This is a genomic window from Demequina pelophila (genome assembly GCF_000971175.1).
GTDB classification, from domain to species: Bacteria; Actinomycetota; Actinomycetes; order Actinomycetales; family Demequinaceae; genus Demequina; species Demequina pelophila.
In genome coordinates, this window is sequence record NZ_BBLY01000001.1 from 627,607 (window position 1) to 649,798 (window position 22,192).

A 22,192-nucleotide genomic window follows, 5' to 3' on the forward strand; every position below is an offset into this window, starting at 1 on the left:
TTCGATCGCGGTTCCTTCCGCGATGGCTCGGAAACGTACCACCGTGCCAGAACGGTTGCAAACCGCGGCGCGTCGCGCGCGCCCCGACCCGGGACGATGCGCCGATCGCCGGCCCCTCCGGGTCGCCGGGCGGTTGGTTGCACCCGGGTGCGGAACCGTGTATGTTCACTGGCACTCACAAAGGATTGTGACCGGAACACGGGCAAGACCTGGCGAGGAGCGAAGGCTCCTTCCAGGTCTTTTTTGTTGCCCGGGGACGGTCCCCAGAACTCCCCCACGAAGGACCCGCCATGCTGCAACGACGCACCATCATCGCCAACCCCACGGGCCTGCACGCCCGCCCCGCCGCCACCTTCGCGCAGAAGGCGGGCGGCGCATCGGCCACCATCACGATCGCCCGCGCCGGCGAGAACGCGATCGACGCCTCGTCGATCCTGTCGGTGATGTCGCTGGGGCTCGCGCACGGCGACGCGGTGGTGCTCGAGGGCGATTCTGGCGACGCCGCGGTGATCGACGAGCTCGTGGCGATGCTCGAATCCAACCTCGACGCCGCGCACGCATGAGCACGCTGGTCGAGGGCGCCGTCCTCTCCGGCATCGGCGTCGGGAGGTCCGCCGCCGTCGCGCCGCTCGCCCTGGTGCGTCCGGCGCCCCGGGCCCCCGAGCATGAGCCCGTCGGCCCCGATGCGGCCGACGCCGTGCACGCCGCGTTCACCCACGTGGCCGAAGGTCTCGCCGCCCGGGCGGCCGCCGCATCGGGCAACCTCAAGGAGGTGCTGGGCGCCACGGCGCTCATGGCCAAGGACAGGGCGCTCATCGCCGACGCGGTGAAGCGCGTCGAGGCGGGCACCGGTCCGGCCACGGCGGTCACCGAGGCGGTGGCCGGCTACGCGGCGATGTTCGAGGCCGCGGGCGGCTACCTGGCCGAGCGGGTCACCGACCTCAATTCGGTCCGCGACCGGGTGGTCGCGCGGCTGCTCGGCGCGCCCGAGCCCGGGCTGTCGCTGACCGAGCGCTCGATCGTCGCCGCCGAGGACCTCTCCCCCGCGGACACCGCAGCGCTGGACCTCGACCTGGTCGCGGGCATCGTCACGGAGCTGGGCGGACCCACCGGCCACACCGCGATCATCGCGGGCCAGCTGGGCATCCCGTGCCTGGTGCGCGTCGCCGGCATCCTCGACGTCGCGCCCGGCACCCCGGTCGCGATCGACGCGGCCGCCGGGACCGCCACCGTCGACCCGGGCCAGGAGGTCCGCGACGCCGTCGAGGCGATCGCGGCGCGCGAGGCGGCCCTCGCCTCCGACACCGCTCCGGGCGCGACGAAGGACGGCCACGCGCTGCCCCTGCTCGCGAACATCGGATCCGCGGCGGATGTGCCCCGGGCGCTCGCCGCTCACGCCGAGGGCGTGGGCCTGTTCCGCACCGAGGTGCTCTTCCTCGACGAGGCCACCGCTCCGGCCGTCGAGGACCAGGCGCGCGCCTACCGCGCGGCGATCGAGGCGCTCGACGGCCGCAAGCTGGTGGTGCGCACGCTCGACGCCGGCGCGGACAAGCCGCTGGCGTTCGCGACCCAGCCGGACGAGGAGAACCCGGCGCTCGGCGTCCGCGGCTTCCGCCTGGCCCGCACGCTGCCCGAGCTGGTCGAGTCCCAGCTGCTCGCGCTGGGCCAGGTGTCCACGCACAGCACCTGGGTGATGGCGCCCATGATTGCGACCCCGGCCGAGGCCCGCGACTTCGCGTCCCGCGCGCGTGCCGCCGGCGCCACCACGGTGGGCGTGATGGTCGAGGTCCCCGCCGCCGCGCTGCGCGCGGACGCGATCCTGCGCGAGGTGGACTTCGTCTCGCTGGGCACCAACGACCTGGCGCAGTACACCATGGCCACCGATCGCCTGCGTGGCGAGCTCGCGGACCTGCTGGACCCCTGGCAGCCCGCGGTTCTCGACCTGGTCGCCGCCACCGCGGCCGCCGGGCGTCGCCTGGGCAAGCCGGTGGGCGTGTGCGGCGAGTCCGCGTCGGACCCGGTCATGGCGCTCGTCCTGGCGGGACTGGGCATCACCAGCCTGTCGATGTCGCCCGGCGCCCTCGCGTCGGTGCGCTTCGCGCTGCGCCACCACACCCTCGCCCAGTGCGAGGCGATCGCGCAGGCCGCGCTCGCGGCCGGGTCGCCGTCGGACGCGCGCGTCGCCGCGCTCACCCACATGGACCCGGAGGCCCGCGCCACGCTGGGGCTCTGACAGGTCGTGTTCCGGCCGGGCGCCTCGCCCGTGCCCGGCCGGAACGCTCCACGCAGGCGGACCCACCGCGCCCCGGGTCAGGCCGACGCCTCCGCTACCGTGACACCGGGGCCGCCATCCGGGGCCCGAGGGAACGAGACGGAGGCGACGTGTGGCACCTCGATGAGCGCGGGTCCCGACCTGTCATCGTCAGGCCCGGCAAGGACTGGGTGATCGTCGTCGCCACCATCATGGCGGCGACGTGGGGCGCGCAGGTGGTCGTCGCGCTGCGCGCGGTCACGGAGGGCGCCTTCGACTCCCGCGTGGCGCTCTTCGTGTCCGCGGGGTTCGTGCTCCTGGGGCTGCCGGGCGTGTTGCTCCACCAGCTCGTGGGCCGGGAGCAGCGTCGGGGCGTGCGGCGCGTGCTCGCGGTGCGTCCCGTCGCCCCGGGCACCCGTCACGGCGACCTCATGAGCGGCGCGATCGTGACCGTGATCGACTCGCGCCGTCGGCGGCGGGACGTGCAGATGGACGTCGACGCCGCCGACCGGCTGCTCGACCGGTTTCCCGCGCCCGCCTGACCCGCGCCTTCTCCGGGCGCCGCCCGCCGGACAGCCCCTCCGCGCCCTCACACGTCCGCGCACGTCCGCGCACGTCCGCGCACGTCCGCGCACGTCTCAGGTCGATGCGTCACACTCATGCCGTGATCACCGTGCATCTCGTCTCTCATTGGACGGCCCCCGGGCACGATGCGCGTGTCGCCGCGGACGACGCCGCCCGGGCCGCGGTGGAGGCCGCATGCGCCCTCCCAGCGTCGACCCCGATCGCCATCGGTCGCAGATGCCACTCATGCGGAAGCCGGGACCACGGCGCGCCGTTCGCGGCGTTCGAGGGCGAGTCCGCCGTGCCGCACCTCTCGATCTCCCGCGCGCCCGGCGTGGTGATCGCGGCGGCGTGCGTGCGTGCGCCCGTGGGCGTCGACGTCGAGGCCGCCGGCACGCCGCTCGACCCGCGCCTGGCCGACGTCGCCCTTGCCGCCGCCGAGCGGCCCCGCACCACGGCCCCCGGGGACCTCCTGCGCGCCTGGGTGCGCAAGGAGGCGCTGCTCAAGGCGACCGGCGCGGGTCTTGCGGTCGATCCCGCGACGGTGGAACTCCACGGCACTCGCGTGGCGCGCGGCCCCGCGGGACCGTGGGAGCTGCAGGACGTGGACCTCTCCCCCGGACTCGTCGTGTCCGTCGCGGTCCGGGCCGAGGGTCCGATAAGTGTGGTTTCTCACACGACGCCGTGACGCGTCCGGCCGTCGGGACTAACGTCCCCCTCCGGCTGGCGGGGGGGGGATTACGTTGCCACCAACCCCGGAGTCAGTAGTTCCACCCAGGCAACGAAGCCAGATTGAGAGACGCACCATGTCCCACCACGAGCACTACGACGACGTCATGAGCGGCATCGGCGCTCTCGGCGAGCACATCCCCGGCACCATCAAGAGCTTCTTCTCGCTGCACCACGCCGCGCTCGCCGACGGAGCGCTTCCGAAGTCGACCAAGGAGCTCCTCGCACTCGCGATCGCCATCGCCGTGCGCTGCGGCGGCTGCATCACCTGCCACGTGAAGGACGCGCTCGCTTCCGGCGCGACCCCCGAGGAGATCTACGAGACCATCGGCGTCGCGATCCTCATGGGCGGCGGCCCGTCCGCTGTGTACGGCAACGAGGCCCGCAAGGCCGTCGAGGCGTTCGCCGGCGTGCCCGCCTGACGCGCAGCCACGTATGAAGGGCGGGGGCCCATGGGCCCCCGCCCTTCATGCATCTCGAGCGCCGTGGCAGTTGGCCTCGCCGGCATCGCTAGGGCCTGCGCCACCCCGGGCGCCTCCCCCGGCGCCGAAGACCGACCGCCACCAGGCGCATCGTCCCCCCGCGCATCGTCCCCCGGTCCTACCGGCGGGTCTCCGGGTCGAGCGCCGGCAGCTTGGCGCGGTCCAGCCACTTCGACAGCAGCCCGCCGATCGCCTGGCCCGTATCGAAGCGGGCGATCCCGCGACGGTGGAGCTCCACGGCACTCGCGTGGCGCGCGGCCCCGGGGGGCCGTGGCAGCTGCAGGACGTGGACCTCTCCCCCGGACTCGTCGTGTCCGTCGCGGTCCGGGCCGAGGGTCCGGTGCGGGTCCTCACCCACACCGCGGGGTGACGCAGCCGTCCGCGGCTACCCGTGCGCGGAGGAGGCGACCAGGACCGCGGTCGCGACGACGACAAGCACGAAGACGAGCGCCTCCGCCGCGGCGGCACGGCGCAGTCCGGCGGCCTCCGGCGCGGCCGTCGCCGTCGCGTCCGAGCCGACGTCCCGGTCCGCCGCCACCAGCCGGGGCACCAGCCGAAAGTGCGTGTAGGCGCCCATCGCTGCGACCACGAGCACCAGGACGACCTTGATCAGCAGCACCACGCCCCACGTCGACGTCCACAGGTCGGAGACTTCCTCGGCGATGCTCCACGCGAGCAGGACGCCGGCGACGCCGACCACCACGAAGGACCCGGCCGCGACGACGCCGAAGCGCACGGCGATCGGGCCCGCGTCGGCGGGTCGGCCGTCGCGGCGCCTCGACCGGAGCACCGCGAGCAGCGCGACCACTCCCCCGAGCCACACCGCGGCGGCGACCAGGTGCGCGACGTCCGCGCCGACGACCAGCCACCGCGGCTCCGCCGTGTTGCTGTGCCCGCCCAGCACGTGCCCGGCGCCGGCGATGACCGCCCCGACACCGGCGAGCCACGACGCCGGGACCGATCGCCAGGCGCCGACGGCCATGGCGAGACCTCCCGCGGCCTGCAGCCCCACCACCCACGCCGCCGTGCCCGCCAGGGCGTCCCCCAGAGCATCGTCGCTGAACGCATCGGCGAGGGACCCGCCCGAGATCACCGCGGCCCGTCCCACGACCCGCAGGGCGAGGCCGCCCAGCAGTAGGGCGCCGCACCACCGCACGCCGGCGAGGACCCGAGGGACTTCGGCCCGGTCGGCACCGCGCAGGGCGATCGCGGCGAAGGCGAGCGAACCGGCGCCCACGAGGAGCGCCCAGAGCGCCACCGCGGACCCTGCGCGCGCGACGGCCTGCGCGAGCGCGTCGGAGGTCTCGGGCTCCGCGCCCTCGTGCGGGACGTCCATCGGCTCGGCCGGGACGGCGGACGGGGTCGGGGATGATTCCACGCCGTCGGCGTCCGCGGGCGCCGGCGACGCACTCGGCGAGGGCGAGGCCGCTGCCGACGGCGACACGACGCCGGTGGGCGACGGCGACGCCTGCCCGAGCTCCTCGACGACGAACGCGAAGTCCCCGTCCAGCGGATGGCCGTCCTGGGCCGCGACCGTCCAGGTCACGGCGAAGTCGCCCGCGCCGAGCGGCGTGGCGGGTGTGACGACCAGGACCACGCCGTCCTCCGCCTGCTCGACGGTCGCCGGCACCGGACCCCCCGGCCCGGTGATCACGGCGGCATCGCCCAAGGGCGTGACCGGCAGCGTGAAGGTCAGACGCACCTCCTCGAGCGGCGCCCGCACGCGGTCGCCGTCGGCCGGGTCCGAGATGTCGAGGTCGGTGTGCGCGGCGGCGGGACCGGCCGCGAACACCGTCAGGAGCACAGCCACGACGAGCGCGGCGATCCGCGACGCCCGGGCTCGCGGGGCGTGCGGCGAGGAGTGGGGATGCGCGCCGGGGTCGGACATGGCGTCCCACCCTAGGCGCGGACGGCCGGCATGGCTAGGGCCGGCGCCACCCCGGGCGCCACCCCCGGCGCCGAAGACCGACCGCCACCCGGCGCATCGTCCCCCCGCGCATCGTCCCCCGGCCCTACCGCCGGGTCTCCGGGTCGAGCGCCGGCAGCTTGGCGCGGTCCAGCCACTTCGACAGCAGCCCGCCGATCGCCTGGCCGGTCTCGAACTCGACGCACTCCACGAAGGACTCGCGCGACACGACGCCGTAGCGGTTGGCCACCACCCACGCGCGGATGGCGCCGAAGAACGCGTCGTCGCCCAGCGCGACGCGCAGCGCGTGCAGCGTGAGCGCGCCCCTCTTGTAGAGGCGGTCGTCGAACATGAGCTTGGGTCCGGGGTCGCCGATCACCAGGTCCTGGGGCAGCTTGGACAGGCGACGATGCGTGGCCGCGGCGTGGTCGTCCACGGTCGCCTTGCCGGCGGCCTCCGCCCAGATCCACTCGGCGTAGCAGGCGAAGCCCTCGTGCAGCCAGATGTCCTTCCACCGGCCCACGGTCAGGCTGTTGCCGAACCACTGGTGCGCGAGCTCGTGGGCGACCAGCCGCTCGCTGCCGTGCTTGCCGTCCATGTGGTTGGCGCCGAAGACCGACAGGCCCTGCGCCTCGAGCGGGATCTCCAGGTCGTCGTCCGTGACGACCACGCTGTACTCGGCGAACGGGTACGGGCCGAAGAGCTTGCGGAACAGCTCCATCATCGCGATCTGCCGGTCGAGGTCGTGGAGCACGCGGCGGCGCAGGCGCACCGGCGCCCACGCGCGGATGGGCACGGGGTTCTCGGCGAGCACGAGCGGCTCGTAGCGCCCGATCTGCACGGTCGCGAGGTACGTGGACATGGGCTCGTGCTGCTCGTACACCCAGGTGACGCGGCCGCGACGCACCGAGCGCTCGACCAGGACGCCGTTGCTCACGGCGGTGTGCGTCGAGTCGACGGTGACGGCGATCCGGTAGGTCGACTTGTCCTCGGGGACGTCGTGGCACGGGAACCATGAGGGCGCGCCGTCGGGCTGGCCGGCGACGATCACGCCGTCGTCGAGCTCCTCCCAGCCGATCTCCCCCCAGGTGCCCTTGCGGGGTCCGGGCGCGCCGGCGTACTCGACCACCAGGCGACATGTGTCGCCCTTGGCCAGCGAGGCGGGCAGCTTGACCGAGAGCGACCCGGCCTTCTGGATCCACTTCGCGGGCTTGCGGCCGTCGACGGTCACCTTGGAGACGCGCAGCCCCTCGAAGGACAGGTCGATGCGGTCGAGCCGGGAGGTCGCCTTGATGTCGAGCTTCGCGGTCGCGTCGAGCCGGTTGCGGCCCACGCGGTAGTCGATCTGGAGGTCGTAGTGCCTGACGTGGATCGCGGCGTCGGTGCGGCGAGGGACGTAGCGATCCTTCATGCGTCGGCGGGCTCCACCGGGTTGCCGGTCCAGCGGGAGCCGGCGGGGAGCAGGTCTCCGCGCAGCACGAGCGAGCCCGGACCCACCTCCGTGCCGTCGCCCAGGCCCGCGGCCGGCAGGATGACGCCGTGCGGACCCATGGTTGCGCCGGCGCCCACCGTGACGGTGTCGAGGCTCATGACGCGGTCGTGGAACAGGTGCGTCTGGAGCACGCAGCCGCGCTCGACGTTGGCGCCGTCGCCCACGGTGATGAGGTCCGCCTCGGGCAGCCAGTACGTCTCCACCCAGGCACCCTTGCCGATGCGCGCGCCCAGCGTGCGCAGCCACGCCGGGAGGATGGGCGAACCGGAGGCGCCGGGCATGAGCCACGGCACGGCGAAGGCCTCGACGAAGGTGTCCGCGAGCTCGTTGCGCCACACGAACGAGCTCCACAGGGGGTGGTCGTCCTTGGCGATGCGGCCCACGAGGAGCCACTTCATCGCCGCGGCGACCAGCCACGACAGCACGGAGGCCGCGATGACGAGCCACGGCGCCAGCGCCAGCGCGACCAGGACGCCCTGGTCGACGACGAGTCCGTGGAGCGTGAGCGCCAACGCGAGGCCGAGCGCGAAGGACGCCATGACGGGCACGAGGCGCAGCGCCTCGATGGTGGCGCGTGCGACGCGCAGGCCGGCGGGCGGGTCGTAGGTGAGGCTCGAATCCATGTCGTGCTCGACGCGGCGCAGCTTCTCCGGCGGGGAGCCGAGCCAGGACGAGCCCTTCTTCGCCTTGCGTGGGGTCGCCGAGAGCACGGCGACCAGGCCGTGCTTGGGCACCGCGCGGCCGGCGAAGATCATGCCCGAGTTGCCCAGGAAGGCGCGCTTGCCCACCTTGACCGTGTCGATGCGCATCCACCCGCGGCCCAGCTCGTACGACCCCACCAGGGTGTCGTCCGCGAGGAAGGCCCCCTCGCCCACCGTCGTGAGGGTGGGGATCATGAGCGCGGTGGAGGCCTCGACGTCCCGGCCGATGCGGGCGCCCAGCGAGCGCAGCCAGAACGGGGTCACGGACGAGGCGTAGAGCGGGAAGAGGGTGCGCCGGGCATCGTCCATGAGGCGCAGCACCGCCCACGCCTGCCAGCCGCCGCGCGAGCGCACCGGGTAGTAGCCCTCGTGCAGGCCGATCGAGAGCAGGCGCACGCCCACCCACGTGGCCGCCGCGAGGACGACGAACGCGATCAGACCGCCCAGCCACGACCAGGCCATCGTCTCGGTGACGCCGGCCGCGAGCGACGGCGCGTCGCCCACGATTGCGAGCACCGCGACCAGGCCGACGATCAGCGCGACGGACGGTAGCGCCGACAGCACCGCCGCGGAGGCGCCGTAGACGCCCACCCAGCGGCGGCCGCGGGCGGCGCGCTGCGCGGGCCAGTGCTTGCGCGGGGTGCCGCGGAAGGTCGCGGGCGAGCCCGCCCACAGCTCCCCGGGAGGGACGTCGCCGAAGACCACGGAGCCGGGCGCGACCTGCGCCTCCTGGCCCACGCGGCTGCCGGGGCCGAGCGTGCTGCGCGTACCCACGTTGGCGCGGCGGTCGACGCGGATGCGTCCCACGACGAGCGTGTCGCCCTCGAGGCGGTGCCCGGCGAGGTCCACCTCGGGCTCGATCGCGCAGCCGTTGCCCAGCGTCAGCAGTCCCGTGATGGGCGGCTGGGTGTGGAGGTCGACGTTCTTGCCCACCTTCGCGCCGAGCGCCCGGGCGAACACCGCGTTCCACGGGGCGCAGGACAGGTTGCCGGCGCCGGCGGCCTCCGCCCAGGCCTCGGCGAACCACAGCCGCAGGTGGACACGGCCGCCGCGGCGGTAGCGGCCCGGCTTGAGACGATGCACGGTCGCCCGGGCCACGGCGAGCGTGGTTCCCATGCGGCCGAACGGGCTGATGAAGACCGCCCACCCGGCCAGCGCCCAGGCCCACGACCACGCGGGCAGCTCGAGCCAGGGGGCGAGGCCGATGCCGTGGGCGACGAGCGCGCCCAGCAGGGTCCAGGTGAGCCAGCGCAGGCCCACGACCGCGGACAGCGGGATGGTGAGCAGCAGCTGGATGAGCTGGGAGGTCCGGCGCACGGGCGGCGGCACGTCGGCCGAGGCCTCGGGCGCGGGCTCGAGCTCGTCGAGGCGCGCGGCGAGGTCGCCCAGGCGGGGCGTCTCATACACGTCGGCCACCGTGACGGTGGGATAGCGGCCGCGCAGCGCGGAGACCAGCTGGGCGGCCAGCAGGCTGCCGCCGCCGGCGAGGAAGAAGTCGTCGTCCGGGCCCGAGACGCTCGCGCCGAGCACGGAGGTCCACCGCTCGGCGACCCACTCCTCGGTGGGGGTGAGGCCCTCGGCGGCCGGCGCATCGTCCCCCTGCGCAAGGGGCCACGGGAGCGCGTCGCGGTCGACCTTGCCGGAGCCGCGCGTGGGCAGCTCGTCCATGACGGCGAGGAGCGGGACCAGGGCGGCCGGGAGCTGCTCGGCGAGCTGCGCGCGGCACGCGGTCGTGTCGATGGAGGCGCCCGGGTGCGGGGCCAGGTAGCCCACGAGCACGGCGGCACCGCCACCGGTCTTGCGCACCGCGACGGCGGACGATGCGACGCCCGGCAGCGCGCTGAGCGCCGCGTCGATCTCGCCCAGCTCGATGCGACGGCCGCCGATCTTGACCTGGTCGTCGACGCGGCCGATGAACACGAGGCCCTCGGTCTCGTAGCGGACCATGTCGCCGGTGCGGTAGGCGCGGTCCCAGCCCAGCTGCGGGGCGGGCGCGTACTTCTCGGCGTCCTTGGCGCCGTCGAGGTAGCGGGCCAGGCCCACGCCGCCGATGATGAGCTCGCCGCTCTCGCCCTCGGCCACGTGCTCTCCGTCGGGGCCCACGACCGCGAGGTCCCAGCCGTCCAGGGGCAGGCCGATGCGCACGGGGTCGGAGCCGTCGAGGATCGCGGCGCACGCGACCACGGTGGCCTCGGTGGGTCCGTAGGTGTTCCACACCTCGCGGCCGTCGGTGGCGAGGCGGGCCGCGAGCTCGGGCGGGCAGGCCTCGCCGCCGAAGATGAGCAGGCGGACGCCCTCGAGCGTCTCCGCGGCCCACAGACCGGCGAGGGTGGGGACCGTGGAGATCACGGTGATGCCCTGCGAGACGAGCCACGGGCCCAGGTCCATGCCGGTGCGCACCAGCGCGCGGGGTGCGGGCACCAGGCAGGCGCCGTAGCGCCACGCGAGCCACATCTCCTCGCAGCTCGCATCGAAGGCCACCGACAGGCCCGCGAGCACGCGGTCGCCGGGGCCCAGCGGCTCCTCCTGGAGGAACAGCCGCGACTCGGCGTCGACGAAGGCGGCCGCGGAGCGGTGCGTGACCGCGACACCCTTGGGCGTGCCTGTCGAGCCGGAGGTGAAGATGATCCAGGCGTCGTTCTCGAGGTCGGGGCGGACGGGTGCCGCGTCCGCGGGCTCGGCGGCGCGGCCCGCGCGGCGCAGGCCCGAGGCCAGGTCGCCCTCCGTGAGGATCAGGCTCACGCCCGCCTCCGCGAAGACGGTGCGGGCTCGCTCGTCGGGGTCGTCCACGTCCACGGGCACGTAGGCGGCGCCGGCGGCGAGCACGGCGAGGATCGCCGTGTACAGCTCGGCGGTGCCGGACGGGATGCGCACGCCCACGCGGTCGCCGCGGCGCAGGCCCGCGGCGGCGAGGGCGGCGGCTCCCTCGCGCACCTTGTCGGCGAGCTGGGAGTAGGTCAGGGTGTCCTGGCCGTCGTCGATCGCGAGCGCATCGGGGTGCGCCGCGATCGTCGCGTCCAGGACGTCGATCAGGGTTCGGGGCTCGGCCGCGCGGCCGGACCGCACGAACGCTTCGTTGGCGGTCATCGCCGTCGATTCTCGCATGAAGCGCGCCGAAGGTCCCGGAATGGGCGATTGCTCGGGGCGTCGGCGGGGTGCCCCGCGGGTGGCGGCGCGGTACGTTGGAAGTGACGGCGCAGCGATGTCGCGCGCCGCCGGAAGGAGGCCGTGATGTCACGCGAAGACAGGCTGAGGAACGCCGCGAGGACCGTCACCGGCGACGAGTCGATTCTCGACGTCGCCGAGTTCATGCCCCAGGAGGTGGCCGACGCCCTGGCGCTCAGCACCCTCGAGGACAAGCGGCCGCGCCACGTCGCCACGATGGATCCCCAACTCGCGAAGCATCTGGGCGCCGACCTGGCCGACAACCGCACGGAGCTGCCACCCCATGTGTGCCTGGCCGTGTCGCCCACGCTGGTCTACGTGCTCGGGCTGCCGCACGGCTTCTGGACCTCGCACCCGGATGACTCGTACCTGATGGGGACCTTCCGCCGCGACCAGTTGGAGGTGCACGTCAAGGGACGCATCGCGGACCGCGTGCTGACGCTCATCGACTCCGAGTCCGGCGCGCAGATGGCGCTGGTGGCGGACCGGCTCTCCGCGTATCACCCCAAGGCGCTCATCGAGCTGCTGCTCATGGGGCCGAGGCATCAGGAGGACGAGGACCCGGGCACGGTGGATCCCAGCCCCGACCAGCCGCAGGGCTGAGGCGGCGGCGGCTGCTCGCCCGCGCGGGGGCGGCTCGCCCACGCGCGCGGCTCTCCCACGCGCTGGCCGCTCGCCCACGCGCGCGGCTCTCCCACGCGCTGGCGGTAGTTTCGCGCACGAACCGGGGCCACCTCGTGCCCAGATCTACCGCGACGACGCGACGGGCTCCTCCCCGCCGCCCGCGGCCCGCCCCGCGGCGCCACCCGCGGCCCGCACGATCGCCGCGAGCGAGCGGACGAACTCCTCCGCGACGCCGCCCGGGTCGCCCGAGAGGTAGCCGGCGACCAGGGCACCGTCGCGCAGCATCATCGCCTGGCTCGCCACGGCCCCGGGGTCGCGCACGCCCTGGAGCCGCGCCCACTCCGCGATAGCGCCGGTCATGAGGCCGCGGAACTCGGTGACGACGCGGCGCACCGGATGATCGGGGTCCGGGTACTCGGCGGCGGCATTGATGAAGGGGCAGCCGCGGAAGTGGGGCCGGCACATCTCGTCCGTCAGCGCGGCGGCCACGGGCGCGAGCCCCTGGGCCGCCGACCTCTCGACCACCCCTCCGAACGCGTCGCTCGCGCCACGGTCGATGGCCGTCTCCCCGGCCGCAGCGGCCAGCACCGCCCGCACCCGCCCCAACTCGCGTTCGAGGTAGGCCACCACGACCTCGTCCTTGGACGGGAAGTGACGGTAGAACGTGACCTTCGAGTAGCCGGCCTCGGCGAGGATGCGGTCCGCGCTCACCGCGCGGATGCCGTGCTCCCCGAACAGCGCCTCGGCGGCGTCGAGGATCGCCTCGCGCACCCCGGCCCCGCGGGCCGGTCTCGCCTGCGTGGGCTCACTCGCTCGAGCGGCCCGGGTGGCCGGACCTGTCGACATCGGGCACCTCCTTAGGGAATCAATCATGCCGCCCCCGCGCTACAGTGACAGGTAGACGTACTAGTAACTCTACCGAAGCAGACGTCACCGTCAACGAAGGGAAGATCCCGATGAGCACCGAGCACACCACCACGGACACCGCCACCGAGACCGCCGCAAGCGAGGCCGACCAGATGTACGGCGAGGACGCCGCCCAGGCCGCCGACGCATCGGCCCCCGCCCCCGAGGACGGCAAGGGGCCCCGCCACCCCAAGGCCTTCTACACGGCGCAGGCGCACGCCACGGGCAACGGCCGCAACGGCCATGTCGCCTCGAGCGACGGCCTGCTCGACCTCGACCTGGTGATCCCCAACCCCATCACCAAGCCCAAGAAGACCAACCCCGAGCAGCTCTTCGCCGCCGGCTTCTCCGCGTGCTTCAACTCCGCGTTCCAGGGCGCGGCGAAGGTGATGAAGGTCAAGCTCGAGGCGTCCGAGGTGACGGCGCGCGTGGGGATCGGCCCCCTGGCCCTCCACCGCTTCGGCCTGGGAGTCAAGCTCAAGGTCACCGCGCACGGCATCGACCAGGAGACGGCCGAGCGCGTCGCCGTCAAGGCCGAGCAGATGTGCCCCTACTCCAACGCGACCCGCGGCAACATCGCCGTCGACGTCGAGGTCACCGTCGCCTAGAACCGGCCTGCCGGCCCTCGGGGTGCGTCTGCCATGATGGGCATACCCCGAGGAGGCTGGTTCTTTTCATGCCCGATGCCACGCAGGAACGCACGAAGACCACCAAGCGGCTGGGACACCGGCCGGACGCGCCGGTACCGCTCTCGACGTACCGGCTGCAGCTGAGCGAGGCCTTCACCTTCGCCGATGCGGCGGCCAGGCTGGACTACTTCCAGACCCTGGGCGTCACGCACCTGTACCTCTCCCCCATCCTCACCGCCGCGCCGGGCTCCACCCACTTCTACGACGTGGTGGACCACTCGCGGATCTCCGAGGCGCTGGGCGGCGAGCGGGGACTGCGCGAGCTGTCCTGGGCGGCCGGCGAGCACGGCATCGGCCTCATCGCTGACGTGGTGCCCAACCACATGGCCGTGCCCACGCCCGCGTATCACAACAAGGCGCTGTGGTCGGTGCTCGAGGAGGGCCACGACTCTCCCTTCTCGCACTGGTTCGACGTCGACTGGGAGTCCGGCGAGCCGGTGCTCATGCCGGTGCTGGGCCAGCGCATCGGCACGATCCTCGCCGCCGGCGAGCTCAAGCTCGACACCATGGTGGTCCCGGGCCACGAGGACCGCGGCGAGGTGCCCGTGCTGCGCTACTGGGACAACGTGTTCCCCGTGCGCCCGGGCACGGAGAACCTGCCCATCGCGACCCTGGTCGACGAGCAGCACTACCGCCTCGCGTACTGGCGGGTGGCGAACGAGGAGCTCAACTACCGGCGCTTCTTCGACGTCGGCTCGCTGGTGGCCGTCCGCGTCGAGGACGAGGACGTGTTCCGCGCGACGCACGAGCGGATCATCGACCTGGTCGCCGACGGCACCCTGCAGGGGCTGCGGATCGACCACCCGGACGGTCTCGCGGACCCCGCCGGGTACATCCAGCGGCTGTCCGAGGCGACCGACGGGGCGTGGATCGTCGTCGAGAAGATCCTGGAGGACGAGGAGCACCTGCCCACCTCCTGGAAGACCGCCGGCACCACCGGCTACGACGCCGCCTGGCGCGTGGGCGCCCTGCTGCGCGACCCGGCCGGCGCGGCCCCGCTCGCCGGGACCCTCCACCGCGTCGCGGGCGACGCCATGGGCGAGCTGCCGGACATGATCGACCAGGCCAAGTGGGAGATCGTGCGCGAGTCGCTCTCCAGCGAGGTCCACCGGCTCGCGACCATCGCGCACCACGTGTGCACCACGGACGTGCGCCTGCGCGACCACACGTGGCGGTCGCTGTTCGACTGCCTGCGCACCCTGCTGGTGACCTTCGACCGCTACCGCGCCTACGTGGTCCCCGACGAGCCGCCCCGCCCGACCTCGCTCGAGGCCATCGACCACGCGGCGGAGAAGGCGCGCGCCGCGCTGGATCCCGAGCGCCACGAGACGCTCGAGGTGGTGGTCGACCTGCTCAAGGGAGCCGAGGTGGGTTCCGCTGGCCGCACCGAGGACGCGAAGCGCCGCGAACTCATCACCCGCTTCCAGCAGGCGTGCGGCGCCGTGATGGCCAAGGGCGTCGAGGACACCGCGTACTACCGGTGGACCCACCTGCTGCCGCTGTGCGAGGTGGGCTCCCCCGCCGGCCGCTTCGCGCTGCCGCCGGCCGCCTTCCACGCGTGGGCGCACGAGCAGCAGCAGTGGTACCCGCACGCCATGACCTGCCTGTCGACCCACGACACCAAGCGCTCCGAGGACGTGCGGGCCCGCCTGGGCGTGCTGTCCGAGGCCGCCGACGACTGGGACGAGCTGGTCCAACAGCTGCGGCAGATCACCGCGGACATGCGGCCCGCGGAGCTCGACGGCCGCACCGAGAACCTCTGGTGGCAGACCCTCGTGGGCACCTCCGACGAGGAGTCCTTCATGGAGTGGGACCGCCTCGAGGGCTACCTCACCAAGGCCATGCGCGAGGCGAAGTCGCACACCACGTGGACCTCGATCAACGAGCAGTACGAGTCGCAGGTGCTGTGGTTCGCGCAGGCCACCCATGCCGACGCCGCGGTCCGGGAGGCGGTCGCCGGCTGGCACCGCGCCACCGCGACCGGGGTCCGCGCCGCGATCCTGGGCCAGAAGCTGCTGCAGCTCACCATGCCGGGCGTGCCGGACGTGTACCAGGGCACCGAGGCCGTCGCGCCCAGCCTCGTGGACCCCGACAACCGCCGGCCGGTCGACTTCGACGCGTACGCGGAGATGCTCCGCCGGGTCCGCGGCAAGGCCAAGCCCCGCACGCTGTCCGAGGAGAAGATGCTCGTCACCACCGGGGCCCTCCGGATGCGGCGCGCCAAGCCCGAGGCCTTCCTGGGCGAGACGGCAGGCTACGTGCCCCTCGCATCGTCCTCCGGCCATTGCGTGGTCTACGCGCGCACGGACGGCGACGACCCGCGCGCCATCGCGATCGTCACCCGCTCCGCGCTCGAACTCGAGCACCTGGGCGGCTGGGGCGAGCACACCGTGTCGCTGCCCGCGGGGCGGTGGCGCGACGTCATCGGCCGCCAGTTGCATCAGGGAGGCTCCGTGCCCATCGCCACGCTGCTCAAGCACTACCCCGTCGCACTCCTGGAGCGCGCATGAGCCAGCAGATCGAGGTGTGGGCGCCCGACGCCGAACGCGTCGAGGTGGCCGTAGGCCCCGCCGACGAGGCCGTCTTCGACGTCCTGTCCAGGGACGATGCGCGACCCGGCTGGTGGCTCGGGCCCCACCTTCCCACGGGGACCGACTACGCGTTCGTGGTCGACGGGGCGGGCCCCTTCCCGGACCCGCGCAGTCCGTGGCAGCCGCACGGCGTCCACGGCGCCTCGCGCACCTTTAACGCCGCGGCCCATGCGTGGGCGGACGGGTCCTGGGAGGGCATGGACGCCCTCGGCGCCGTGACCTACGAGTTGCACGTGGGCACGTTCACGCCGCGCGGGACGCTCGACGCGATCGACGACCGCCAGCTGCGGGACCTGGCCGGGCGCGGGATCCAGATGATCGAGCTCATGCCGCTCGCGGACTTCCCCGGCGACCGCGGGTGGGGGTACGACGGGGTCGCGCTGTACTCGGTGCACTCGGCGTACGGGGGGCCGGCGGCGCTGCAGCGCTTCGTCGAGCGGGCGCACGGCTTCGGCATGGGCGTGTGCCTGGACGTGGTCTACAACCACCTGGGGCCCGACGGGAACTACCTCGCGCAGTACGGGCCCTACTTCACGGACGCGCACGAGACGCCGTGGGGATGGGCGGTCAACCTGGACCAGGAGCACGCGGCCGAGGGCATGCGCGCCTTCATCCTCGACAACGCGCTGCGCTGGTTCGAGCACTTCCACGTGGACGCGCTGCGGCTCGACGCGGTGCACGCACTGGTGGACGAGTCGCCCCGGCACATCCTCGCCGAGCTGTCCGACCGGACCGCGGAGCTGTCGGCGCGACTGGGACGGCCACTGTCGCTGGTGGCGGAGTCCGACCTCAACCAGGAGTCCATGGTCGCGCCGGTGGCGCAGGGCGGGCTCGGCATGACCGCCCAGTGGGCGGACGACGTGCACCACGCGCTCCATGCCTACCTCACGGGCGAGCGCCACGGGTACTACTGCGACTTCGGATCGATCGAGGCCCTCGACAAGGTCTACCGGGACGTGTTCCTCCACGACGGCGGCTTCTCGACGTTCCGCGGCGAGGACTGGGGCGCGCCCGTGTCCGCCGCGACCGACCGCCGCCGCTTCGTGGTGTTCGCCTCCAACCACGACCAGGTGGGCAACCGGGCGCTGGGCGACCGGCCCGCCTCGCGGCTGTCCGAGGGCGCGACCGCGGCCTCCCTCGCGCTCGTGCTGCTGTCGCCCTTCACGCCCATGCTGTTCATGGGCGAGGAGTACGGCGAGACCAGGCCCTTCATGTTCTTCACCGACCACGGCGAGCCGCTGGGCTCGGCCGTCACGTCCGGGAGGCTCGCGGAATTCGCGGGCCACGGCTGGGAGGACCTGTACGGGGGCGCGATCGAGGTGCCCGACCCCCAGGACCGGGCCACCTTCCTGCGCTCGAAGCTGGGATCGGGGGTCGCCGCATCGTCCCCCGCGAACCGGCGCATCGAGGAGTGGGTGCGCGCCGTCATGGGCGCGCGGGCGCTCACGCTGCGCGACGGCGCGTGGGAGCGGCACCCGGCGGGCGCCTCCGAGGCCGGACCCAGGCAACTCACGATGCACGGACCGGTCGAGGTGCATGCGAACCTCTCGGGCTCGCCGATGCGCGTGATCGGCGCGCCGATCGCCACGTTCGGGGACGTGCAGGAGGACGGGTACGCGTGCGTGCTCGGGCCCGACGGGGTGGCGCTGGTGGCGCGGGAGCGGTAAGGGCGTGGGCTGGAGGCGACCGGCGAGTCAGGTCGCTGACTGAGCCGGTCCGTGGCCGCGCTGCTCCTTGGGCCCTGGGTCCACGACCCCCTCGTCCCGGTCGCCCCGCGATAGCCTCGCGGGGTGACCACGCACCCGCTCCCCTCGACGATCGCGCAGGTGGTCGAGCACGAGCTGGTGATCAAGAAGTCCGTCTTCCTCACCCACCTGGCGCCCGTGCGCTCCGTCGAGGAGGCCGAGGACGTCATCGCCCGCATCCGCAAGCAGCGCTGGGACGCGCGCCATCACTGCACCGCGCTGGTGGTGGGCGTCGACGCGGACCGGCAGCGGTCCTCGGACGACGGCGAGCCCGCCGGCACCGCCGGTGTGCCCATGCTCGAGGTGCTGCGCCGCCGCGAGGTCACCGACGTGGTCGCGGTGGTGAGCCGCTGGTTCGGCGGCATTCTGCTCGGCGCCGGAGGCCTTGTCCGCGCCTACGGCTCCGCGGTGTCCGAGACGCTCGACCTCGCCCGGCCCGTGCATCGGTCCTTCCTCACCCGGGTGTCCATCGAGGTGCCCCACGCCGATGCGGGTCGCATCACCGCCTTCCTCCACCAGTGGGTCGCGACGCACGATGCGGTGGTGGACCAGCCCACCTACGGCGCCGCTGCGGTGCTCGGGGTCCGCGTGGCGCCTGCCCTCGTGCCAGCGTTCGCGGCCGACCTCGCGGCGCTGTCCGGGGGTGCGCTGGCGCCTCGGATCGGCGCGACCGAGGTGGTCGACCGGCCCGCCTAGCGCCCCATCCTCCCGGCCTACCGGGAGAAACGCCGTTATGGTGGTCTGATTCCATCAAGGAGACGGACATGGGCGGCACGGGCTGGAAGGGGCGCGCGAGCGACCTGTTTCGGGTGCATGAGGGCTTCGACCTCGCGAGCGTCGACACGAGCGCGACGCCGGGCTTCTCCGGCGGCAAGCAGGCGGGCCGGGCGCTGCGCACCGAGTGGGGCGAGCGGCTGTCGGAGCTGCAGGAGCGACTGTACGCCGACGGGCGTTCGGGCGGATCGCGCGCCGTGGTCGTGGTCCTGCAGGGCATGGACTCCTCCGGCAAGGGCGGCATCGCCCGCCACGTGCTGGGCATGGTGGACCCGCAGGGCGTGGCGGTCCGGTCGTTCGGCGCCCCCACCCCGGAGGAGCTCAAGCACCACTACCTGTGGCGGGTGCGGCGGTCGCTGCCCACGCCGGGGAAGATCGGCGTGTTCGACCGGTCGCACTACGAGGACGTGCTGGCGGTGCGGGTGCGCGGGCTCGTCGAGGGCGATCCCTGGGAGCGACGCTTCCGGGAGATCAACCGATTCGAGCGCCTTACCGACGAGGCCGGCATCACCGTCATCAAGTGCGCGCTGATGATCTCGCCCGGCGAGCAGCTGGCGCGACTGAACGAACGGCTCGACCGGCCCGACAAGCACTGGAAGTTCGCGCCGAGCGACCTCGACGACCGGGCCCTGTGGGACGACTACATGCACGCCTACCAGGACGTCTTCGACCACACGTCGACCGCGATCGCGCCCTGGCACGTGATCCCGGCGGACAGAAAGTGGTACGCCCGCCTGGCCGTCACGCGCCTGCTGCTCGACACGCTCGAGGCGATGGACCTGACATGGCCCATGGCGACCTTCGACGTGGCCGAGCAGCGCGCGCGGCTCGAGGCCACCGCCGTGGCGGAGGGCATCCTGCTCCACAAGGTCGAGGAGGAGCCCGTGGACGATGCGGAGTCTCCGGCCGCGGAGACGCCCCCTCGTGCGAAGGGCAAGAAGAAGGGTGCGCGGTCGTCCAAGAGGTCGGGGGCGTCGAAGGGCTCGAAGAAGGCCAAGTCCTCGAAGGGGTCCAAGTCCTCGAAGAAGGAGTCGGCGTCGAAGAAGGAGGCGGCGTCGAAGAGGGAGTCGGCGTCAGGCAAGAAGGGGAAGTCGGGCAGGAAGGATGCCGGCAAGGACTCCTCGCTCGACTCTGCACCTCACTCGGCCAAAGAGAAGTCGAAGGCGAAGGGCAAGGCCAAGGGCGAGCTCAGGGCCAAGGCGAAGGGCAAGGCCGGTGACCGGAAGGCCAAGGCGGCCTGAGCGAGGGAGGGGGGAACCCGCATCGTCCCCGGGTTGTTCCGGACCGCGGATCCTCGCGCTGCACGAACGGCGCGGCCCCCTGGTAGACCTGAAGGGGAGGTGCGCGGCGCACCTCCCGAAGGGGGTGCGCGATGAGCAGCGGCAACAACGGTGCGGCGGCAGGCTGGGGCGGAACCTACTTCCTCGCGATCATCGGATCCGCCGTGTGGTTCTGGCAGCAGGCGGACGGCTTCTGGGAGCACGTGGGCGCGATCTTCCAGGGCCTGGTGTGGCCCGCGTTCCTTGCATACGAGGTGTTCTCGGCACTCAACGGGTAGCGGGACACGCAGGGCCGAGGGCGCCGCATCGGCGTCTGGCGGCTCCCTCCATCGGGCTCGTCGCGCGCGTCCCGCCGCCCTCCTCCACCACCCCCCCCCCGTCCTCCTCCACCACGCCGCCGTCCACCTCCTCCGCGCCGCCGTCCACCTCCTCCGCGCCGCCGTCCACCTCCTCCGCGCCGCCGTCCACCTCCTCCGCGCCGCCGCCGATGTCCCCGGTCCTTGACCACACCCCACCTGTCCACCGATGCGTCCTGTTTCTCCGGAACACCGAACGGGTCGTGGTTGGCTCGAGACATGGACATCAGCAGCGTCGACGTCACCCTCGCGGTGGACGCACTCGGCGCCTTCGAGGGGCGCGATCTGCGCGAACTCGACCACGCCACGCTGCTCGAGGCCCTCACCGCCGGGTGCGAGATGCTGCACTGCGCCCGACTCGCGCTCGCTCCCATCGCGGCGCAGGCCGCACGGGAGTCCGGTCCGGGTCGGCATGGATTCGCTCGCAAGGCCGGGCACTCCAATGCTGAGCATCTGATCGCGGATCTGCTCGAAAGCACCGTGGCCGAGGCCCGGAAGCTCATCGAGACCGGGCTCGCGATGGAGCCGGAGGATGGCGAGACGGGCCGGCCCGGCGAGGACTCCGACGAGGACGACGACGCAGACCCCGAATCGGAGGAGCAGCAACAGGGCGATGACGGAGACGACACGGCTGACGGAGACGACGCGCCCGATGATGAGGACGCGGACGACGACGAGAACGATGCTCCGCCGCCGGAGGGATCCCTTGCGCACGCACTCCTCGAACGTGCCGTCTCGGTGGACGCGGCGGCGTTGATCCGAGCGACTCTTGCCGAGGTGCGCCCGGTGCTCGACGACGAGGCGCTGTGGCATGTCGAGCGACGGCTCGTCGCCAAGGCGAAGTCGCAGTCGTTGACGATGCTGCGCCGCGCGTGTCTGCACGAGCGCGCCGAGGCGGATCCCGCCGGGTGGCGGGAGCGGGAGAAGCGTCAGCGGGCCCTGCGCTCGCTCACGATTCACGAGGACCCGGAGGGAATGGTCATCCTCAACGGTCGGCTCGATCCCGTCTCGGCGGCGCCGCTGATCGCGTGGCTCGACGCGCAGGTGAAGCAGGGCTTCCAGGAGGCGCGCGACTCAGGGATCCGGGAGGAGAGGTCTGCCGCGCAGATCAGGGTCGACGTGCTGTCGATGCTCGCCGCCCATGCGACCGACTGCACGTCCGAGGCGACCGGGGTGAAGACCACGGTGGTCGTGCGTCTCGGCCTCGCCGACCTCACGACGGGCGCGGGTCTTGCCGACTGCGACCAGCTCACGACGCCGCTGTCCGCCTACTCCGCACGGCTCCTGGCGGCGGACGCGCAGATGATCCCGATGACCCTCACCGGAGCGTCGCTCCCGCTCGACGTGGGCCGCTCGAAGCGCCTCTTCACGTCCGCCCAACGGCTCGCGCTCGCCGAGCGCGACGGGGGCTGCACCTGGTGCACCGCGCCGGTTCGGTGGGCCGAGGCGCACCACCTCACCGACTGGGCGAAGGGCGGGCGCACCGACCTCGAGGACGGGCTCTCCCTGTGTCGCTCGTGTCACCTGAGGCTCCACGACACCGACTGGAGCGTCCACGTCGACGGCCCCCACGTGTGGTTCGTGCCGCCCGCGAGCATCGATCCGTCGCGCACTCCCCGGCTGGGTGGTCGACATCGCTTCGCGGCAGGTGAGCTCCCCGAGCCGCCGACCCATCTGCGTCCACGCCCGCTGGACGATGCGTGCGGCGACGCCCACCGCGGAGACCACCGGACGGACGGCGACGCTCGCCATGGCTTGGGCGGCCCGGCACCTGCGGCGGCCACGGCGAGCGCTGACGCCCCGGGCCCTCCCCCACGTCCCGCACACACCCCGGCACCGGCCTCGGACCCGGCCCCGAACCCCGCCCCCGCACCGTCGCTGTGGTGATGCCTGGCCTGTGACACCGCGGGCGCCCGAGGCACGGCGGGGCCAAGGGG

17 protein-coding genes are annotated in these 22,192 nt (G+C 73.4%); 13 read left to right on the top strand and 4 right to left on the bottom strand.

The features are described 5' to 3' along the window. Nucleotides 1-290: 290 nt before the first annotated feature. The 5 genes from AOM03_RS02930 (at nt 291) to AOM03_RS02950 (ending at nt 3,966) form a co-directional block, all read left to right on the top strand. Entirely contained in the window at nt 291-563 is a 273-nt protein-coding gene (locus AOM03_RS02930) for an HPr family phosphocarrier protein (RefSeq protein WP_062378123.1), read from the top strand. Continuing rightward, complete coding sequence (locus AOM03_RS02935; protein WP_062378126.1) at nt 560-2,233, top strand: phosphoenolpyruvate--protein phosphotransferase; 1,674 nt, start codon at nt 560-562, stop codon at nt 2,231-2,233. The genes AOM03_RS02930 and AOM03_RS02935 overlap by 4 nt, the downstream gene beginning before the upstream one ends. A 149-nt stretch (nt 2,234-2,382) precedes the next feature. Continuing rightward, the gene (locus AOM03_RS12615) at nt 2,383-2,793 is read left to right on the top strand and encodes a hypothetical protein (protein WP_062378129.1); all 411 of its coding nucleotides are present in this window, start codon (nt 2,383-2,385) and stop codon (nt 2,791-2,793) included. A 122-nt stretch (nt 2,794-2,915) separates the two neighbouring features. Beyond that, complete coding sequence (locus tag AOM03_RS12620) at nt 2,916-3,503, top strand: 4'-phosphopantetheinyl transferase family protein (RefSeq protein WP_062378131.1); 588 nt, start codon at nt 2,916-2,918, stop codon at nt 3,501-3,503. Nucleotides 3,504-3,621: 118 nt separating this feature from the next. After that, entirely contained in the window at nt 3,622-3,966 is a 345-nt protein-coding gene (locus AOM03_RS02950; protein ID WP_062378133.1) for a carboxymuconolactone decarboxylase family protein, read from the top strand. Between the two features lie 445 nt (nt 3,967-4,411). Here the strand turns inward: AOM03_RS02950 and AOM03_RS02955 are convergent, their stop codons facing one another. From AOM03_RS02955 to AOM03_RS02965, 3 genes are all read right to left on the bottom strand, one after another. Further along, complete coding sequence (locus tag AOM03_RS02955) at nt 4,412-5,914, bottom strand: copper resistance CopC/CopD family protein (RefSeq protein ID WP_062378135.1); 1,503 nt, start codon at nt 5,912-5,914, stop codon at nt 4,412-4,414. Between the two features lie 124 nt (nt 5,915-6,038). Continuing rightward, on the bottom strand, nt 6,039-7,343 hold the full coding sequence (locus AOM03_RS02960) for a M1 family metallopeptidase (protein WP_062378137.1): 1,305 nt from the start codon (nt 7,341-7,343) through the stop codon (nt 6,039-6,041). Next, nucleotides 7,340-11,212, bottom strand: coding sequence for a Pls/PosA family non-ribosomal peptide synthetase (locus tag AOM03_RS02965; RefSeq protein WP_082092044.1), 3,873 nt, complete (start codon nt 11,210-11,212; stop codon nt 7,340-7,342). The genes AOM03_RS02960 and AOM03_RS02965 overlap by 4 nt, the downstream gene beginning before the upstream one ends. Before the next feature lie 144 nt (nt 11,213-11,356). Here AOM03_RS02965 and AOM03_RS02970 point away from each other — a divergent pair, with 144 nt between their 5' ends. Further along, complete coding sequence (locus tag AOM03_RS02970; RefSeq protein WP_062378141.1) at nt 11,357-11,893, top strand: hypothetical protein; 537 nt, start codon at nt 11,357-11,359, stop codon at nt 11,891-11,893. A gap of 144 nt (nt 11,894-12,037) precedes the next feature. On the opposite strand, the gene AOM03_RS02975 is transcribed toward AOM03_RS02970, so the two are convergent. Further along, the gene (locus AOM03_RS02975) at nt 12,038-12,685 is read right to left on the bottom strand and encodes a TetR/AcrR family transcriptional regulator (RefSeq protein ID WP_062378143.1); all 648 of its coding nucleotides are present in this window, start codon (nt 12,683-12,685) and stop codon (nt 12,038-12,040) included. Nucleotides 12,686-12,870: 185 nt separating this feature from the next. Between AOM03_RS02975 and AOM03_RS02980 the strand changes: the two genes are divergently transcribed. The 7 genes from AOM03_RS02980 (at nt 12,871) to AOM03_RS03015 (ending at nt 22,142) form a co-directional block, all read left to right on the top strand. Next, nucleotides 12,871-13,428, top strand: coding sequence for an organic hydroperoxide resistance protein (locus tag AOM03_RS02980; RefSeq protein WP_369345437.1), 558 nt, complete (start codon nt 12,871-12,873; stop codon nt 13,426-13,428). Nucleotides 13,429-13,496: 68 nt separating this feature from the next. After that, nucleotides 13,497-16,019: a malto-oligosyltrehalose synthase gene (treY, locus tag AOM03_RS02985; protein WP_062378145.1), complete on the top strand. Its 2,523-nt coding sequence runs from the start codon at nt 13,497-13,499 to the stop codon at nt 16,017-16,019. Then, nucleotides 16,016-17,767 (top strand): malto-oligosyltrehalose trehalohydrolase, encoded by a 1,752-nt coding sequence (gene treZ / locus AOM03_RS02990; RefSeq protein ID WP_062378147.1) that lies wholly within the window; start codon nt 16,016-16,018, stop codon nt 17,765-17,767. Before treY ends, treZ begins: the two co-directional genes overlap by 4 nt. A 123-nt stretch (nt 17,768-17,890) precedes the next feature. Then, nucleotides 17,891-18,541, top strand: coding sequence for an IMPACT family protein (locus tag AOM03_RS02995; RefSeq protein WP_062378149.1), 651 nt, complete (start codon nt 17,891-17,893; stop codon nt 18,539-18,541). A gap of 68 nt (nt 18,542-18,609) precedes the next feature. Continuing rightward, entirely contained in the window at nt 18,610-19,860 is a 1,251-nt protein-coding gene (locus tag AOM03_RS12360) for a polyphosphate kinase 2 family protein (protein WP_082092046.1), read from the top strand. 131 nt (nt 19,861-19,991) lie between these two features. Next, complete coding sequence (locus tag AOM03_RS03005) at nt 19,992-20,177, top strand: hypothetical protein (RefSeq protein ID WP_062378151.1); 186 nt, start codon at nt 19,992-19,994, stop codon at nt 20,175-20,177. Between the two features lie 297 nt (nt 20,178-20,474). After that, entirely contained in the window at nt 20,475-22,142 is a 1,668-nt protein-coding gene (locus tag AOM03_RS03015) for an HNH endonuclease (RefSeq protein ID WP_062378158.1), read from the top strand. Nucleotides 22,143-22,192 lie beyond the last annotated feature (50 nt).